Origin of the sequence: Streptomyces sp. NPDC001270, assembly GCF_042896695.1 — a bacterium.
Classification (GTDB): Bacteria; Actinomycetota; Actinomycetes; order Streptomycetales; family Streptomycetaceae; genus Streptomyces.
In genome coordinates, this window is sequence record NZ_JBIAXM010000015.1 from 17,557 (window position 1) to 35,707 (window position 18,151).

10 protein-coding genes are annotated in these 18,151 nt (G+C 71.9%); 6 read left to right on the forward strand and 4 right to left on the reverse strand.

Features of this window, described 5'->3' with window-relative positions:
• Positions 1–56 precede the first annotated feature (56 nt).
• Positions 57–2,879 (forward strand): preprotein translocase subunit SecA, encoded by a 2,823-nt coding sequence (secA, locus tag ACFY2B_RS24695; RefSeq protein WP_390765258.1) that lies wholly within the window; start codon positions 57–59, stop codon positions 2,877–2,879.
• A gap of 89 nt (positions 2,880–2,968) precedes the next feature.
• On the opposite strand, the gene ACFY2B_RS24700 is transcribed toward secA, so the two are convergent.
• A complete protein-coding gene (locus tag ACFY2B_RS24700) occupies positions 2,969–3,583 on the reverse strand; it encodes an Rv3235 family protein (RefSeq protein ID WP_390765259.1) in 615 nt (204 codons plus the stop codon).
• Between the two features lie 340 nt (positions 3,584–3,923).
• On the opposite strand from ACFY2B_RS24700, the gene ACFY2B_RS24705 reads away from it, so the two are divergent.
• The gene (locus ACFY2B_RS24705; RefSeq protein WP_390765260.1) at positions 3,924–4,439 is read left to right on the forward strand and encodes a DUF6912 family protein; all 516 of its coding nucleotides are present in this window, start codon (positions 3,924–3,926) and stop codon (positions 4,437–4,439) included.
• A 65-nt stretch (positions 4,440–4,504) separates the two neighbouring features.
• A complete protein-coding gene (locus ACFY2B_RS24710) occupies positions 4,505–5,170 on the forward strand; it encodes an HAD family hydrolase (RefSeq protein WP_390765261.1) in 666 nt (221 codons plus the stop codon).
• A 141-nt stretch (positions 5,171–5,311) separates the two neighbouring features.
• Here ACFY2B_RS24710 and ACFY2B_RS24715 read toward each other — a convergent pair whose 3' ends face one another.
• Positions 5,312–5,878, reverse strand: coding sequence for a DJ-1/PfpI family protein (locus ACFY2B_RS24715; protein WP_376523695.1), 567 nt, complete (start codon positions 5,876–5,878; stop codon positions 5,312–5,314).
• A 1,146-nt stretch (positions 5,879–7,024) separates the two neighbouring features.
• On the opposite strand from ACFY2B_RS24715, the gene ACFY2B_RS24720 reads away from it, so the two are divergent.
• The 3 genes from ACFY2B_RS24720 (at position 7,025) to ACFY2B_RS24730 (ending at position 14,074) form a co-directional block, all read left to right on the forward strand.
• A complete protein-coding gene (locus ACFY2B_RS24720) occupies positions 7,025–11,968 on the forward strand; it encodes an NAD-glutamate dehydrogenase (protein WP_390765262.1) in 4,944 nt (1,647 codons plus the stop codon).
• A 158-nt stretch (positions 11,969–12,126) separates the two neighbouring features.
• Positions 12,127–12,609 carry a GtrA family protein gene (locus ACFY2B_RS24725; RefSeq protein ID WP_390765263.1) on the forward strand — a complete coding sequence of 161 codons (483 nt, stop codon included), beginning with the start codon at positions 12,127–12,129 and terminating at the stop codon, positions 12,607–12,609.
• Entirely contained in the window at positions 12,590–14,074 is a 1,485-nt protein-coding gene (locus ACFY2B_RS24730) for a hypothetical protein (RefSeq protein WP_390765264.1), read from the forward strand. Before ACFY2B_RS24725 ends, ACFY2B_RS24730 begins: the two co-directional genes overlap by 20 nt.
• A 173-nt stretch (positions 14,075–14,247) precedes the next feature.
• Here ACFY2B_RS24730 and ACFY2B_RS24735 read toward each other — a convergent pair whose 3' ends face one another.
• Positions 14,248–15,912, reverse strand: a complete 1,665-nt coding sequence (locus ACFY2B_RS24735) for a glycosyltransferase (protein WP_390765265.1) — start codon at positions 15,910–15,912, stop codon at positions 14,248–14,250.
• Positions 15,909–18,104, reverse strand: coding sequence for a CDP-glycerol glycerophosphotransferase family protein (locus ACFY2B_RS24740; RefSeq protein WP_390765266.1), 2,196 nt, complete (start codon positions 18,102–18,104; stop codon positions 15,909–15,911). Before ACFY2B_RS24740 ends, ACFY2B_RS24735 begins: the two co-directional genes overlap by 4 nt.
• Positions 18,105–18,151: the final 47 nt, after the last annotated feature.

Sequence of the window (18,151 nt, forward strand, 5' to 3'; positions counted from 1 at the left end):
CTCAGTTCAAATGGAAACCGACCGTCCCAGGCCCGACCGGCAAGGAGACCAACCCAGTGTCCGTCCTCACGAAGATCATGCGTGCAGGCGAAGGCAAGATCCTGCGCAAGCTGCACCGCATCGCGGACCAGGTCAACTCCATCGAAGAGGACTTCGTCGACCTCTCCGACGCCGAGCTGCGGGCCCTCACCGATGAGTACAAGCAGCGGTATGCCGACGGGGAGAGCCTGGACGACCTGCTTCCCGAGGCGTTCGCCACCGTGCGTGAGGCCGCCAAGCGCGTCCTCGGCCAGCGGCACTACGACGTGCAGATCATGGGTGGCGCCGCCCTCCACCTCGGCTACGTGGCCGAGATGAAGACCGGTGAGGGCAAGACGCTCGTCGGCACCCTGCCCGCGTACCTCAACGCCCTCTCCGCGGACGGCGTCCACATCGTCACGGTCAACGACTACCTGGCCGAGCGCGACTCCGAGATGATGGGCCGCGTCCACAAGTTCCTGGGCCTGTCCGTCGGCTGCATCCTGGCGAGCATGACGCCGGCCGAGCGCCGCGAGCAGTACCTTTCCGACATCACGTACGGCACGAACAACGAGTTCGGCTTCGACTACCTGCGCGACAACATGGCGTGGTCCCAGGACGAGCTGGTCCAGCGCGGCCACAACTACGCCATCGTCGACGAGGTCGACTCCATCCTCGTGGACGAGGCCCGTACGCCGCTGATCATCTCCGGCCCCGCCGACCAGGCCACCAAGTGGTACAGCGACTTCGCCAAGCTGGTCACGCGCCTCAAGCGCGGCGAGGCGGGCAACCCCCTCAAGGGCGTCGAGGAGACCGGCGACTACGACGTCGACGAGAAGAAGCGCACGGTCGCCATCCACGAGTCCGGGGTCACCAAGGTCGAGGACTGGCTGGGCATCGACAACCTCTACGAGTCGGTGAACACCCCGTTGGTGGGCTACCTGAACAACGCCATCAAGGCCAAGGAACTGTTCAAGAACGACAAGGACTACGTCGTCATCGACGGCGAGGTCATGATCGTCGACGAGCACACCGGCCGTATTCTCGCCGGCCGCCGCTACAACGAGGGCATGCACCAGGCGATCGAGGCGAAGGAAGGGGTGGACATCAAGGACGAGAACCAGACGCTCGCCACGATCACCCTGCAGAACTTCTTCCGCCTCTACAAGAAGCTGTCCGGCATGACCGGTACGGCGATGACCGAGGCCGCCGAGTTCCACCAGATCTACAAGCTCGGCGTGGTGCCGATCCCGACCAACAAGCCGATGATCCGCAAGGACCAGTCGGACCTGATCTACCGCACCGAGGTCGCCAAGTTCGAGGCGGTCGTCGACGACATCGCCGAGAAGCACGAGAAGGGCCAGCCGATCCTGGTCGGCACCACCTCGGTCGAGAAGTCCGAGTACCTCTCGCAGCAGCTCAGCAAGCGCGGCATCCAGCACGAGGTGCTGAACGCGAAGCAGCACGACCGCGAGGCCATCATCGTCGCCCAGGCCGGCCGCAAGGGCGCCGTCACCGTGGCCACCAACATGGCCGGCCGTGGTACGGACATCAAGCTCGGCGGCAACCCCGCGGACCTGGCCGAGGCGGAGCTGCGGCAGCGCGGCCTCGACCCCGAGGAGCACATCGAGGAGTGGGCCGCGGCGCTGCCCACCGCCCTGGCCAAGGCCGAGGAGGCCGTCAAGGCGGAGAAGGAAGAGGTCGAGGAGACCGGCGGCCTCTATGTGCTGGGCACCGAGCGGCACGAGTCGCGCCGCATCGACAACCAGCTGCGCGGACGCAGCGGCCGACAGGGCGACCCGGGCGAGTCCCGCTTCTACCTGTCGCTCGGTGATGACCTGATGCGCCTGTTCAAGGCCCAGATGGTCGAGCGCGTGATGTCGATGGCGAACGTGCCCGACGACGTGCCGATCGAGAACAAGATGGTCACGCGCGCGATCGCGTCCGCCCAGTCGCAGGTCGAGACGCAGAACTTCGAGACCCGTAAGAACGTCCTGAAGTACGACGAGGTCCTCAACCGCCAGCGCGAGGTCATCTACGGCGAGCGGCGCCGTGTCCTGGAGGGCGAGGACCTGCGCGAGCAGGTGCAGCACTTCATGGACGACACGATCGCGGCCTACGTCGGCGCGGAGACCGCCGAGGGCTTCCCCGAGGACTGGGACCTGGACCGGCTGTGGGGCGCCTTCAAGCAGCTCTACCCGGTGAAGGTCACCGTCGACGAGCTGGAGGAGGCGGCCGGCGACCGGGCCGGGCTGACCGCCGAGTTCATCATCGAGTCCATCAAGGACGACATCAACGAGCAGTACGAGTCGCGTGAGGAGCAGCTCGGCTCCGAGATCACGCGTGAGCTGGAGCGCCGGGTCGTGCTGTCGGTCCTCGACCGCAAGTGGCGCGAGCACCTCTACGAGATGGACTACCTCCAGGAGGGCATCGGCCTGCGCGCGATGGCGCAGAAGGACCCGCTGGTCGAATACCAGCGCGAGGGCTTCGACATGTTCACCGCGATGATGGACGGCATCAAGGAGGAGTCCGTCGGCTATCTGTTCAACCTGGAGGTCCAGGTCGAGCAGCAGGTCGAGGAGGTCCCGGTCGAGGACGCCCAGGCGGAGGAAGAGGGAGGCGGCGTTCAGGACGTGGTGCCGGCACAGGCGGGCTCCCGTCCGGAGATCCGTGCCAAGGGCCTCGACGCGCCGCAGCGGCGGGACCTGCACTTCTCCGCGGCGACGGTGGACGGTGAGGGCGGCATCGTCGAGGGCGACTTCACCTATGACGACGACGAGCCGGTGCGCTCCGAGTCCGACGGTCTGACGCGTGCGGAGCGCCGCCGCCAGGCCAAGGGCGGCCGGCGCCGCAAGAAGTGACGGCGCCCGGAACGCCGTAGCGTCCGGTCCGGAGGGCCGGTCCACCCAGGGGTGGGCCGGCCCTCCGGTGTTTCCGGGAAGCGGAGTGCTCAGCCGTCGGTGTGCGGGGCGCGGGGGCCGCCCAGTTCCACCGCCGTGCAGCGCCAGCGCAGGTCGGGGCCCCGCTCCAGACGGAAGGCCATGGCGCGCAGCTGGTCGCCGGCGCCGATGCGCGCGAACGCCTCGATGGCGCCCCGGCGAGGGACGTAATAGCCGATGTCCCGGACGACCGGGCGGGTGCCGCGGGTGCGCAGCGGACCGCGCTCCGCGAGCCGGGCCAGCTCGTCGTAGGCGCGGCCCGCGGTGTGCCGGAGCATCCAGTGGACGGGACGCTGGCCGCTCAGCACGGCCAGGAGCCGGTCTGCGAAGAGATCGGTGGGGCGTGGGGGCGCGGCCGGGATGGGCGCCGTACGGCTCGTGGGCGGGCCGGGAACGGTGGGGTCGGGGGCGACAGGGACGGGGGCGGGGGCGGCAGGGACCGCGGGAGCCGGGGCGTGCGGCGTCGCGGTGCGGCCGGCCGGGGTGCGAGTGGCCGCGGTGCCGGCGGCCGTTGCGCGAGGCGAGGGGGTGCGGGGCGGGGCGGTGCCGGGGCGGCGGGAGTCGTGGCGGCCTGGCGGGCGGCTGCCGGGGCGGCGCTGGGCGGTCCTGGTCATGACCTTGTTCATGGGGCTCCCCGTTCGGCGGGCCCGGCGGATACCGGGCGGTAACTTGCTGCTGGGGATCTTGTACGGGGCGGTGGCCGGTCCGGGCAAGGCTCCGCGGGCCCGCGGCGAGGGCGCGCGGAATTCACCTATCCGGGTGATCGAGGGGGTGGAAACCCAGCGGTGACGGGGTGGCGCCGGGTGACCCGACGGGCACCGGGTGGACGCGTTCGCGGGCCCCGACGGGGACCCGAAAGGGGACCCGGACAGTGACCCCCACGTATCCTGAAGGCGCTCCGGGAGGCGCGGGACCGCCCTCCTCGGTGCCCCAGCGGAGCGTCCACCACGAAAAGAGCGGCCGGCCATGCGCGTCTACGTCCCCCTGACCCTCCCCGGTCTCGCCGAGGCGCACAGGACGGGTGAGCTGGGCAGCGGACCGTTCGTCGCGTACGCCGTGACGCCCGCGCTGCGCGAGTGGTACCTCTCCGACGACATCGAGGAACTGGAGTACGCGGCGCTCAGCCGCGCCGCGCTGGCCTCGCTGCGACAACTGGCGGCGGGGGAGCCGGGGGCCGGGCGGCGCCGGGTCGTGGTCGCCGTGGACGTGCCCGACGGCACCGCGATGCCCGACCCGGACCGCGGGCTCGATCCGGCGGCCCTGGGCGAGGTGCGGGTGACCGGGCCGGTGCCGCTGGCCAAGGCGGCGGCGGTGCACGTAGACGCGGCCGACGCGGAGGCGGACGTGGCCGCGGCGGTCACGGCGCTCCCGGCGGCGGAGGGCGGGGACGACGACGCACAGTTCGTCGTGGACGGGGCCGAGGACCACGAACTGCTCTGGTACGCGACCCAGGAGATTCCCGCTCTGGTGGGGCTCTCCTGACCACGGTGACCGGGGGTGACCTGGCGTTCAGCTGATTGTCAGTGGCGCGCGGTACGTTTTTCGGCATGGGGACGCACGGGAGCACACACATCGTCTGGGACTGGAACGGCACGCTGTTCCACGACAACGAGGCGATCATCGGGGCGACGAACGCCGCCTCCGCCGAGCTGGGCCTTGAGCCGATCACGCTGGAGCAGTACCGGGCGATGTACTGCGTGCCGGTGCCGAAGTTCTACGAGCGGCTGATGGGGCGGCTGCCCACCGAGGCGGAGTGGCAGGTCATGGATGTGGTCTTCCACCAGTACTACAGCGAGCACCGGACGCGGTGCTCGCTCACCGAAGGGGCGGCCGACCTGCTGGCGGGCTGGCGGTCGGCGGGCCACAGCCAGTCGCTGCTGAGCATGTACGGCCATGAGGAACTGGTACCGCTGGTACGCGGGTTCGGAATCGAGACGCACTTCATACGCGTCGAGGGCCGCACCGGGCCGTCCGGGGGCAGCAAGGCCGAGCACATGGTCCGGCACCTGGAGGCGCTCACCGGTGTGGAGCCCGCGCGCACGGTGGTGATCGGGGACGCCGCCGACGACGCGGTGGCGGCACGGCACGTGGGGGCGCGGGCCGTGCTCTACACCGGGGGTTCGCACAGCCGGGCCAGCCTGGAGGAGGCGGGTGTGCCCGTGGTGGACACGCTGGCCGAGGCCGTGGCGGAGGCGGAACGGCCGGCGGCCTGACCCGGCCGGGCCCGAAGCCCGAGCCGGGGGACCGCGGGCCAGGGACCGGCGTCCGCGGGTCCGGGGGCGGGACGCGCTTCCCGGGCCCGGGACCAGCAGTCAGCCGGCCGGGGTCGCCGGCCCGTGGACCGCGGGCGGGGCTCAGGTCACCGGGGCCTTCGAGCGCAGCACGGTCAGGAACTCCCGCATCCAGCGGGAATGGTCCGGCCAGGCGCGGGCGGAGACCAGCGTGCCGTCCACGACGGTCTCGGCGTCCTGGAAGACGGCTCCGGCGGACTGCATGTCGAGTTCCAGGGCGGGGTAGGCCGTGACGCGCCGACCGCGGAGGCTGTCGATCGCGGCCGTCAGCAGGGGGCCGTGGCAGATCTGGGCGACCGGCTTGTCCGCGTCGAAGAACGATTTGAGGATCTTGCGGAGTTCGGGATCGTTGCGGAGGTATTCGGGCGCCCGGCCGCCGGGGATCACCAGGGCCGCGTACTGGCCGGGGTCGACCTCGGCGAAGGCCAGGTCGGCGGGCCAGGTGTAGCCGGGCTTCTCGGTGTAGGTGTCGAAGCCGGGTTCGAAGTCGTGGACGACGAACTGGAGCTTCTTGCGGGTGGGGGCGGCGATGTCGACGTCGTAGCCCTCCTCGCGGAGGCGCTGGTAGGGGTACATGACCTCCAGTGACTCCGCTGCGTCGCCGGTCACGATGAGGATCTTCGGGGGCATGGCGGGCGGCTCCTCTCGGGCGTGCACCGGTCGCGTGGGCGGTGCGCTCTCCGTGGTCGGTGGCGCGCTGTTCCTGCTCAACGTGGATCCAGCCTGCCGCGCGGGCAAGGGGTTGCGCCACTTTCACCCGCCGCGGGTTTGTGTTCCGGCCGCGAGCGTGCGTTTCGGCTGCGGGCCTGCGTGCGGTCGGCCCCGGGCCCGGGTCCCGCACCGACCCGCGGACTGCGTCCGTCTCCGCATCCATCCTGCCCCCGGACTTCATCCGCGGACCTGGGCCGCCGCCTGCTGCCGCAATCTCCGCCGGCCCTGTTCCCCGCCGGCCCCGAGTCAGGCCGGCCCCGAGTCCGGTCGGGGGCGGGACGTGGGCCGGCCGGGGACAGGTGGGCCCGGGAACGGAACCCGGGCCCGGGTACAGGCCGTGAACCCGGGATTGCGCCCGCGGCGCCGAGGCCGTAGCCGTGCGGGTCGTAGTGGCGTGGGCCTTGGCCGTGTCGTCGTGCCGGGGTGTAGCGGCGTTGGCCCCCACGCCGTGTCGGCCCACGGTCGTGTCGCCGTGCCGTGTCGGCCCACGGTCGTGTCGCCGTGCCGTGTCGGCCCACGGTCGTGTCGCCGTGCCGCCGTGTCGGCCCACGGCCGTGCCGCCGTGCCGCCGTGTCGGGGCACGGCTATGTCGGCGTGTCCTGTCGTGGTCATGGCTGGGCGTGGCCGGTTCGGTGCTGTGCAGAACGTCAAAGTTCGCCCCCCGGATTTGTACACATACGGCTCATGACGGGCCCTGGGTGAGGAGCGATAGCCTTGGGGTCGTGATCAGCGCGATAGTTCGCGGGGGCGCAGTCGCTGCCCCTGCCCTGCGCCCGGTGAGCACGGAGGACATCCGTGTCCGGGCGGCGGTCGCTGGTCCTTGTGGGCGGAGCCGGGGCGCAAGGAGCCCCGAAGCGCCACGCGCATCCCGGGTCAGGGCGCCACGGAGAGCAGCGTCACACCCGTCGGGCGCGTGGACATTGGCGAAAATCACCCCGCTCATCTCACCTTGCGGCATAGCGTCGAAGCGAACCGGACACCCCGGGTCGTGGCGTTACGCCGGAGGGGAAGAGACCGTACTTCCTTCTACGTCACGCAACGGCGCGCGACAGGAGCCAGAGGACAATGCAGACCAAGCTGGACGAAGCCAAGGCCGAGCTGCTCGAACGGGCCGCCCGGGTAGCTGAGAACAGCCCGGTCGGGGGGTACCTACCGACCGGGACGACGGACGAGGGCACGACGGACCACGAGTCCGTGCTCGCGTTCCTCCAGCGCTACTACCTGCACACCGCACCGGAGGACCTCGGCGACCGTGACCCGGTCGACGTCTTCGGAGCCGCGTTCTCCCACTACCGACTCGCCGAGACCCGTCCCCAGGGCACGGCCAACGTCCGGGTGCACACCCCGACCGTCGAGGAGAACGGGTGGACCTGCAGCCACACCGTCGTGGAAGTCGTCACCGACGACATGCCCTTCCTCGTCGACTCCGTCACCAATGAGCTGAGCCGCCAGGGGCGCGGCATCCACGTCGTCATCCACCCCCAGTTCGTCGTCCGGCGGGATCTCACCGGGAAGCTCATCGAGGTGCTGCCCGGCCCGTACACCGGTGGCGACCTCCCGCACGACGCGCACATCGAGTCCTTCATCCACGTGGAGATCGACCGCGAGACCGACCGCGCCGACCTGAAGCAGATCACCGCCGATCTGCTGCGGGTCCTGTCCGACGTCCGCGAGGCCGTCGAGGACTGGGAGAAGATGCGGGACGCGGCGCTGCGCATCGCCGAGGGGCTGGCCGACGAGCCGCTCCCGGCCGATCTGCCCCGGCCCGACGTGGAGGAGGCCCGCGAGCTGCTGCGCTGGCTGTCCGCCGATCACTTCACCTTCCTCGGCTTCCGCGAGTACCAGCTGTACGGGGACGACTCGTTGGCCGCCGTGCCCGGCACCGGCCTCGGCATCCTGCGTTCCGACCCGCAGCACTCCGGTGAGGACAGCCACCCCGTCAGCCCCTCCTTCGAGCGGCTTCCGACCGACGCCCGGGCCAAGGCCCGTGAGCACAAGCTGCTGGTGCTGACCAAGGCCAACAGCCGGGCCACCGTGCACCGGCCGTCGTACCTCGACTACGTCGGCGTCAAGAAGTTCGACAAGGACGGAAACGTCGTAGGTGAGCGCCGTTTTCTCGGGCTGTTCTCCTCGGCCGCGTACACCGAGTCCGTGCGCCGCGTGCCCGTGATCCGGCGCAAGGTGGCCCAGGTGCTCAAGGGCGCCGGGTTCTCGCCCGACAGCCACGACGGCCGCGACCTGCTCCAGATCCTGGAGACCTACCCGCGCGACGAGCTGTTCCAGACGCGCGTGGACGAACTGCGCTCCATCGCCACCTCCGTGCTGTATCTCCAGGAGCGCCGGCGGCTGCGGCTGTACCTGCGGCAGGACGAGTACGGACGCTATTACTCCGCCCTCGTCTACCTCCCCCGCGACCGCTACACCACCGGCGTCCGGCTGCGGATCATCGACATCCTCAAGGAGGAACTGGGCGGCACCAGCGTCGACTTCACCGCCTGGAACACCGAATCCGTCCTCTCCCGGCTGCACTTCGTCGTCCGCGTCGCGCCCGGCACCGAGCTGCCCGAGCTGTCCGACACGGACCGGGAGCGCATCGAGGCCCGGCTCGTCGAGGCCGCCCGCTCCTGGGCCGACGGATTCGCCGAGGCGCTGACCGCGGAGTGCGGCGAGGAGCGCGCCGCCGAACTGCTGCGCCGCTACACCAACGCCGTCCCCGAGGGCTACAAGGCCGACCACACCCCGCGCGCGGCCGTCGCCGACCTGGTCCACCTGGAGCGGCTCGGCGAGGAGGCGGGCAAGGACTTCGCGCTCAGCCTGTACGAGCCGGTGGGCGCCGCCCCCGACGAACGCCGCTTCAAGATCTACCGCCATGGCGCCGCGATCTCGCTGTCCGCGGTGCTGCCGGTCCTCAACCGGCTCGGCGTGGAGGTGATCGACGAGCGGCCGTACGAGCTGCGCTGCGCGGACCGGACGACCTCCTGGATCTACGACTTCGGCCTGCGCATCCCCAAGTCGCTGGGCGGCGGCAACGGCGACTACCTGGGCGACGACGGCCGTGAGCGCTTCCAGGAGGCGTTCGCCGCGACCTGGACCGGCAAGGCGGAGAACGACGGCTTCAACGCCCTCGTGCTCGGCGCCGGACTGACCTGGCGGCAGGCGATGGTGCTGCGCGCGTACGCCAAGTACCTGCGGCAGGCCGGGTCCACCTTCAGCCAGGACTACATGGAGGACACCCTCCGGACGAACGTCCACACCACCCGGCTGCTCGTCTCCCTCTTCGAGGCCCGGATGGCGCCCGAGCGCCAGCGGGCCGGGCACGAACTCGTCGACGCCCTGCTCGAAGAGGTCGAGGCCGCCCTCGACCAGGTGGCCAGCCTCGACGAGGACCGCATCCTGCGCTCCTTCCTCACCGTCATCAAGGCGACACTGCGGACGAACTTCTTCCAGGACGCCTCCCGGGGCCGGCCGCACGACTACGTGTCCATGAAGTTCGACCCGCAGGCCATCCCGGACCTGCCGGCGCCGCGTCCGGCGTACGAGATCTGGGTGTACTCGCCGCGGGTGGAGGGCGTCCACCTGCGCTTCGGCAAGGTCGCGCGCGGCGGTCTGCGCTGGTCCGACCGGCGTGAGGACTTCCGCACCGAGATCCTCGGCCTGGTCAAGGCGCAGATGGTGAAGAACACCGTGATCGTGCCGGTGGGCGCCAAGGGCGGCTTCGTCGCCAAGCAGCTGCCCGATCCGAGCGCGGACCGGGACGCGTGGCTGGCCGAGGGCGTTGCCAGCTACCAGACGTTCATCTCGGCGCTGCTCGACATCACCGACAACATGGTCGCGGGCGCGGTCGTGCCCCCGCCGGACGTGGTGCGCCACGACGAGGACGACACCTATCTGGTGGTGGCGGCCGACAAGGGCACCGCGACGTTCTCCGACATCGCCAACGAGGTCGCCCAGTCGTACAGCTTCTGGCTCGGCGACGCCTTCGCCTCCGGCGGCAGCGCGGGCTACGACCACAAGGGCATGGGCATCACCGCCCGCGGCGCCTGGGAGTCGGTGAAACGACACTTCCGCGAGCTGGACGTGGACACGCAGGCCGAGGACTTCACGGTCGTCGGCATCGGCGACATGTCCGGCGACGTGTTCGGCAACGGCATGCTGCTGAGCGAACACATCCGCCTGGTCGCCGCCTTCGACCACCGGCACATCTTCATCGACCCGGAACCGGACGCCGCCGCCTCCTACGCCGAGCGCCGCCGGCTGTTCGAGCTGCCCCGCTCCAGCTGGGCCGACTACGACACCGGGCTGCTGTCGGCGGGCGGCGGGGTCTTCCCGCGCACCGCCAAGTCGATCCCGGTGGGCGCGCACATCCGCGAGGCCCTCGGCATCGAGCCCGGCGTGGTCAAGCTGACCCCGGCCGATCTGATGAAGGCGATCCTGAAGGCGCCGGTCGACCTGCTGTGGAACGGCGGCATCGGGACGTACGTCAAGGCGAGCAGCGAGACCGACGCGAACGTCGGCGACAAGGCCAACGACGCCATCCGGGTGGACGGCAGGGACCTGCGGGTCAAGGTGGTCGGCGAGGGCGGCAACCTGGGCCTGACCCAGCTGGGCCGGATCGAGTTCGCCACCCAGGGCGGCAAGATCAACAACGACGCGATCGACAACAGCGCGGGCGTGGACACCTCGGACCACGAGGTCAACATCAAGATCCTGCTCAACGGCCTGGTCACGGACGGCGACATGACGGTCAAGCAGCGCAACAAGCTGCTCGCCGAGATGACCGACGAGGTCGGCGCCCTGGTGCTGCGCAACAACTACGCGCAGAACACGGCGATCGCCAACGCGCTGGCCCAGTCCAAGGACATGCTCAACGCCCAGCAGCGGTTCATCCGCCACCTGGTGCGCGCGGGCCACCTCGACCGGGCGCTGGAGTTCCTGCCCGCCGACCGCCAGATCCGTGAACGGCTGGCCCAGGGACAGGGCCTGACCGGCCCGGAGACCGCGGTCCTGCTGGCGTACACGAAGATCACGGTCGCCGAGGAGCTGCTGCGCACCTCGCTGCCGGACGACCCGTATCTGCGTGGCCTGCTGGACACCTACTTCCCGAAGGCGCTGCGCGAGCGGTTCCCCGAGCGGATCGACAGCCACCCGCTGCGCCGTGAGATCACCACGACCGTGCTGGTCAACGACACGGTCAACACGGGCGGTACGACCTATCTGCACCGGCTGCGGGAGGAGACCGGTGCCTCGCTGGAGGAGATCGTCCGGGCGCAGACCGCGGCCCGCACGATCTTCCGGTCGGCGCTCGTGTGGGACGCGGTGGAGGATCTGGACAACAAGGTCGAGGCGGCCGTGCAGACCCGGATCCGGCTGCACTCGCGCCGTCTGGTCGAGCGCGGCACGCGCTGGCTGCTGAACAACCGGCCGCAGCCCCTCCAGCTCGCCGAGACCGTCGAGTTCTTCGCCGAGCGGGCCGGGAAGGTCTGGCAGCAGCTGCCGAACCTGCTGCGCGGCGCGGACCTGGAGTGGTACCAGCACATCTACGACGAGCTGACCGGCGCGGGCGTCCCGGGCGAACTGGCCACGCCGGTGTCCGGGTTCTCCGCCGCGTTCCCGACGCTCGACATCGTCTCGGTCGCCGACCGCATGGGCCGGGAGCCGCTGGAGGTCGCCGACGTGTACTACGACCTCGCCGACCGGCTCGCCATCACCGAGCTGATGGACCGGATCATCGAGCTGCCCCGCGCCGACCGCTGGCAGTCCATGGCCCGCGCCTCCATCCGCGAGGACCTGTACTCGACCCACGCCGAGCTGACCGCGGAGGTGCTGGCCGTCGGTGACGCGGGCGCGACGCCCGAGGAGCGGTTCAAGGCGTGGGAGGAGAAGAACACGGCGATCCTGAGCCGGGCCCGCACCACCCTGGAGGAGATCCGCGGTTCGGACTCCTTCGACCTCGCCAACCTGTCGGTGGCGATGCGGACGATGCGGACGCTGCTGCGCTCGCATTCGTAGGACGTGGCGCGGCGGTCGGAAAGCCGCCGTACGGCGCACTGGGCGCCCCGGGCCGGAAACGGCGCGGGGCGCCCGCTTTCTTTCCGTCGCCTAGTCAAAACCGTCCGGTGAATTTACCGTTTCCTGCTAATCGGGACGTTTCGGATATGGTCTGCGGTGTGACAGCGAATCTCGCGCATCTCACCGGAACCCGTCCGGCGGAGGCCACCCCCACCCGGTCCCGGCCGGTCGCCCGCGTCGTCCTCGAAGTCGTGAAGTTCGGGATCGTCGGCGGCAGCGGTGTCCTGGTGAATCTGCTGGTCTTCAACCTGCTGCTGCACGGGCTGGGTTGGCCGGCGATGATCGCGACGGTGCTGGCCAGCTGTATCGCCATGGCCACGAATTACGTCGGCTTCCGCTATTTCACCTATCGCGACCGGGAGCGGCGCACCCGTCGGCAAATCGTACTGTTCTTCGTCTTCAGCGGGCTCGGCGTGGTCATGGAAAGCGGCCTGTTCTGGCTCGGATATCACGGCCTCGGACTGCACAGCCCGCTGGAATCGAATGCCGTCAAAGCGCTGTCGATCGTCCTCGCCTCTGCCTTCCGCTTCCTCGTCTACCGCACCTGGGTGTTCCAGCAGGATGCGCGTCGCGCGGCCTAGCGGCGGCGCTGCGGCGGCAGTCGGCCGGGCCGTCGCGCCGGCCGCCGTCGCGCTCGTCCTGGTCCTCCTGCTCCTGGTGATCGTCCGCCTGCCCTGGGCGGGCGATCTCGGCATGCACGCGGCGACCCTGCAACGGCTGCGGCACAGCCTGCCGCGCCCCGGCAGTCCGCTGGTCGACGCGGACACCCCGAGCCCCTACTACTCGCCGTGGATGCTGGTGCTGGGCATCGTCGCCAAGGCCACCGGTCCTTCGGTGTTCGTCGTGCTGCGCGTCGGCGCGCTCGCCGGGCTCACGCTGCTGGTGACGGGCGTGTGGCGGTATGTCCGCACGCTGAGCGACCGGCCGGTGGCGCCCGCCGTGGCGCTGCTGTGCCTGCTGTTCCTGTGGGGGCCGCTGCTGTTCGAGTGGAGCGGCTTCCTCGGGCTGAACTCGCTCGCGCTGACGGTGTCGTACCCGAGCGTGTTCGCCCTCGGGCTGGCCTTCCACTTCTGGGCGTGGCTGGCCCGCGCGCTGCGCCGGGACGCCGGCTGGGGGACGTGGCTGGGGCTCGGGGCGCTGTGGGCGGTGATCCTGCTGGTCCATCAGTTCTCGGGGGTGGTGGCCTCGCTCGGCGCGCTCGCCACCGTCGTCGCGGCGCGGCCCGCGCGGGAGGTGCTGCTGCGGCTCGGCGCGGCCGTGCTGCTGGGGCTCGCGGTGCTGTGGGCATGGCCGTACTACGACTTCTACGCGCTGTTCTCCGCCGGGGCCGGTCTGGAGGCCGTGCACCGGCCGCTCTACCGGGATCTGCTCGGCCGGTTCGGGCTGGCGCTGCTCGGGGTGGTGGCGCTGGGGCTGCGCTTGCGACGGGATGGGCGGGACCCGTTGGTGGTCTTCTTCGTGCTGGGGGCGGTGGTGTTCGCGGCGGGCGGGGTGAGCGGGCACTACTCGTGGGGCCGGGCGCTGCCCGCCGCGCTGATCCCGGCACAGCTCGCGGCGGCGCTCGAAGTCGTCTCGGCCGGGCGGCGGTCCGTGCGGACGGCGTGGGCGTGCGTGCTCGGCGCCGCGCTGCTGGCGGGGGCCTGGACGCAGGCGGGGACCCTGGGGTACGTGGTGGGGCGGGCGGCGCTGCCCGGGGCGGTCGCCGCGAAGTACCGGGCGCCCTGGACGGGATACCGGTGGATCACCCCGTGGGTGAAGTACGGGGACGTGGTCATGGCGCGCACCTTCCCGGCCCGGCAGATCCCGGCGTACGGGCCGTACACGGTCGCGCCCGGCTACCCCGATGTGTTCCTGCCGGACGCGGGCCGCCGGGACGCGGCGGTGCGCCGGTACTTCGCCGCCGGGACCCCGGTCGGCGAGCGGCGCGGGATCGCCCGGGAGTACGGGGTGCGCTGGGTGGTGGACCGGGCGGGCGGTGCACCGGACCCGGGCCTGCGGAAGGTGGCCGACGGGCCGGGCGGACAGGTGCTGTACGCGGTGCGCTGAGCTTGGGCGGCGGGGGTGCGATGAGGGGGCCGGCCCGGCGGTGGGCGGGATGACGGGCGGTGGGCGGCGGGCGGTGGACCGGGCCCGGGTGCCGGCGGGTGGCGGGGCCGGGCCCCGGTGACGGCGGAGCGGCCCGGTCGAGGCGCGGGCGGGTGCGTGGAGCCGGGCGGGTGTCAGCGCGGCAGGCCCGTCAGGAGCCGGGTGGCCCGGCGTACGGCCGGGCGGGCCAGACCTCGTGCCAGCGGCCGGGTCAGCCGGGCCGTCACACCCGCCGGGCGCCAGCGGATCTGCAACCGGCCCGGATTGCGGCCCTCCGGCTCGACCGTGAGGACGTGCGGGGCGGTGCCGGAGCGGTAGCCGACGTGCGTGGTCAGCGCGGGGAAGGACAGGGGGGCCAGGAGCACGGACGCGTTGGCCGCTCCCTGGTGTTCGATGCGCAGCACCGGGTGGCGGACGCCGGCGAAGCCGTGCAGCGGGACCGGGGCCGTCGCCAGGTCGAGGCGGACCTGGCCCTCGAAGACACCCGGGCGGACCGGGGTGAGCCGGAAGGGGACCGTGAGCCGGCGCCGGCCCGGAGTCAGCAGCAGCGCGGCCCGCTGCGGGCCGACCGGGAGCCGCAGCCCGGGGTCGTAGGTACGGATCCGCAGGTTCAGACAGGCGCCCGCGCCGGGCGTCACCTCGGTTATCTCGTGGCGGAGCCGGGCGCTCGGGAACGGGCGGGTGGCCAGCTCCAGGTCGGTCACCTCCAGTTCGCGCCGGGCCCAGCCGGTGGCCGGGATCCGCTCGCCCCAGTAGGTGCCGCCGCCCGCCGCGTCCGTCGTCACGCGCCGCGGTGCCACCCCGTGCCCCAGACCGCGCGCGGCCAGTTGCGCCTCGGCCGGCCGCCCCTCGCGGACCAGTTGGAGCACCACCCGTTCCGTGCGGGGCAGCCGGGCGAACGCGCCGGGGGCGAGCGCCGAGACGTACGGGACGGTCAGCTCCGCGAAGGCCCGCAGCCATTCCTCGTCCCGGTAGGGCAGGTCACCGGCGTACAGCCGGAAGTCGTGCTTGAGGAACTTGTAGTCCTTGTCCTCCCGCAGCGCCGCGTGCCCGCTGTCGGTCAGGAAGGCGTCGATCAGCCGCTGCACGTGGATGCGGTCGCGGACGTTGTCCAGCCGGTCCCGCTGGTTGGAGATGGACGCCGCGTCGGCCGTCGCGTACGGGGCTATGTACCAGTGGTACACCGGCTCCGGGATGATGGTGAACGCCTTCGCCAGGCAGTACGCCTGCGCGGTGAACAACTGGTCCTCGTAGTGGATGCCTTCGGGGAAGCGCAGGTCGTGGCGGTCCAGGAAGGTGCGGGCGTACATCTTGCTCGTGGACAGGTGCTCGAAGAAGAGGCGGGGGTCGTCCTCGATGCCGGCCAGCGTGCGGCGTTCGGCGACCAGGTGCGGCATCCAGGTCGAGCGGCGGCCGGTGTCCGCCCGTATCCGGCGCACCGCGCCCATCGTGAAGTCGACCTCGCGTTCGCGGTGCGCGGCGAGCAGCGACCCGACGGCGGTCGCCGGGAGTTCGTCGTCGCTGTCGAGGAACATCAGGTAGGGCGCGCGGGCGGTCTCCAGGGCCCGGTTGCGCGGGGCGCTGCAACCGCCGCTGTTGCGGGCCAGCCGCAGACAGCGGACGCGGTCGTCCTGCGCGGCGAGCGCGCGGGCCACGAACGGGGTCTCGTCGGTGGAGTGGTCGTCGCTGATGATGATCTCGATGTTCCGGTGGGTCTGCCGGCGCACGGACGCCACCGCTCTCGGGAGCCGTGCCGCGTCGTTGTGGACGATCACCGTCACCGTGACGTCGGGGGTCATGCCGTGGCCTCCTCGGGGCTCGGTGCCGGGGTGCGGTCCGCCGGCGGGACCACCGGGGGCAGCGCCTGGTCGCTCTCGCCGAGGAACACCCGGCGTACGACGCGTTCGGCCGCGTGCCCGTCGTCGAACTCGCAGAACCGGCGCCGGAAGACGGCGCGTGCCTTCGCCGCGGCCTCGTCCCGCCAGGCGCCCGAGGCGAACACCTCGGCCAGGTCCTCCTGGGTGCGGGCGACCTGGCCCGGCGCCTCGGCCGGCAGGTCGAAGTACACGCCCCGGGTTCTCGCGTACGTCTCCCAGTCGTCGGCGTAGATCACGATCGGGCGGTCGAGGTTGGCGTAGTCGAACATGATCGACGAGTAGTCCGTGACCAGGGCGTCGGCGGCGAGGCACAGGTCCTCGACGGGGGTGTAGGACGAGACGTCGATGATCCGGCCGGTGCGGCGCAGGCCGGTCAGGGCGGTGGCGGCCGTGCCGTAGAAGTAGTGGGCGCGCACCAGCAGCACCGTGTTCTCGCCGAGCCGGTCGGCGAGCGCGGCGAGGTCGAGGCGGGGGGTCCAGCCGGCCTCGTAGTCGCGGTGGGTGGGGGCGTAGAGGACGGCGGTGCGGCCCGGGGCGATGCCCAGGCGGTCGCGGACCGCGCGGACCTCGGCGGCGCCCGCGTGGTAGTAGACGTCGTTGCGCGGATAGCCGTAGTCGAGGGAGGTGTAGCGGGACGGGTAGGCGCGCTGCCACCTGCGGGTGGAGTGGCTGTTGGCCGAGACGCTGTAGTCCCACTTGTCGACGCGGGCCAGCAGCTTGGCGAAGTCCATGCCGCGGGCGGCGGTCGGGTACCGCGTCTGGTCCAGGCCCATCCGCTTGAGCGGGGTGCCGTGGTGGGTCTGGAGGTGGATCGCGTCCGGGCGTTTGACCACCGCGTCCGGGAAGTTGACGTTGCTGGTCAGGTATTTGGCGGTGGCCAGCACCTCCCAGTAGCGGCGGGTGCCGGGGAGCACGTGGTCGGTGCCGGGCGGCAGCAGCGGGGCGTTGTCCTTCGTCACCACCCACACCGGGTGGATCCAGGGGGCGCGGCGGGCCAGTTCGGCGGCGACGGCGGCCGGGTTGCAGGCGACCCCGCGGTTCCAGTAGGCGGAGAAGACGGCGAGGTCGGGGTCCACCCGGCGGCCGAGGGCCCGGCGGTACTGCTGGTCGCGGACCTTCGTACCCAGCCGGCGTTTGCCGGTGAGCGCCGCCGATCCGGCCGCCCGGCGGGTGCGGCCCGCGGCCTGCAAGGCGCGGTACCTGGTGTACGCGCCCTCTTCGAGCAGGCCGTGGCGGACGCCGTCGAGCCCGCCGGGACGGCGGTGTCCCGCGGGGCGGTGGCGGACCGCCGCGAGGGAGGCCCGGCGGAAGAACTCACGGGCCACCGGGTCGGGCATGTCCTCCCGGGCGAAGGTGCGCAGCAGGTCGCGGACCATGACGTCGTAGAGGACCGCGCGGACGGCGGGGCGGTCCTTCACGAGCGCGAGGAGCGTTTCGTAGCGGTCGACGACGGCGTAGCGCCGCTCGGCGGTGACCGGCGGCAGGCTCTCGGGGCGCGGCGGGCGCCTGTCGTACCCGACCTGGTTCAGACAGGCGACGCGGCGGGCGTGCAGGAGGGCGGCGAACGCGGTGAACGCCTCGTCGCCCGCGGCGAGCCGGTCCTGGTGGGCCCGCCAGTAGTCGGCGCGCAGGACGCGGTTGCCGAGCAGCGGGGCGAGCCGCAGCAGGTCCGGGGCGGTGTCGAGGGCCGGCTCGGCGCGGCCGGCGCGGGCCAGCAGCGGACCGTCGGCGGAGCGGACGCCGCTGGTCCGCCAGGTGCTGGAGGTGTGGTCGAGGAGCAGCACGTCCACGGTGTCCGGCAGCTTTGCGGCGCGCTCGGCGACCAGGCGCGGGGCGCCCGCGGGCAGGCCGTCCCCGGCCGGTACGAAGTGCAGCCAGCGGCCGGTCGCCCGCGCGGCCCCCGCCGACCGGGCCGCCGCCTCGCCCGTGCCGTCCGGCAGGGGCAGCACCACCGCCCGGGAGGCATGCCCCTCGGCCGTCTCCCGGGCCCAGTCGCCGACCGCGGCCACGATCACCTCGGTGTCCGGCAGGGGGCGGGCGGCGAGGGAGTCGAGCAGCTCCGTCAAGTGCCCCTGGGTGTCGGGCCCGTGGACGATGATGCTCAGCTCGGGCATCGCGTGGACTCCTTCGCCTCGTCGTCTCCAGGCCGCACCTTTTCAGG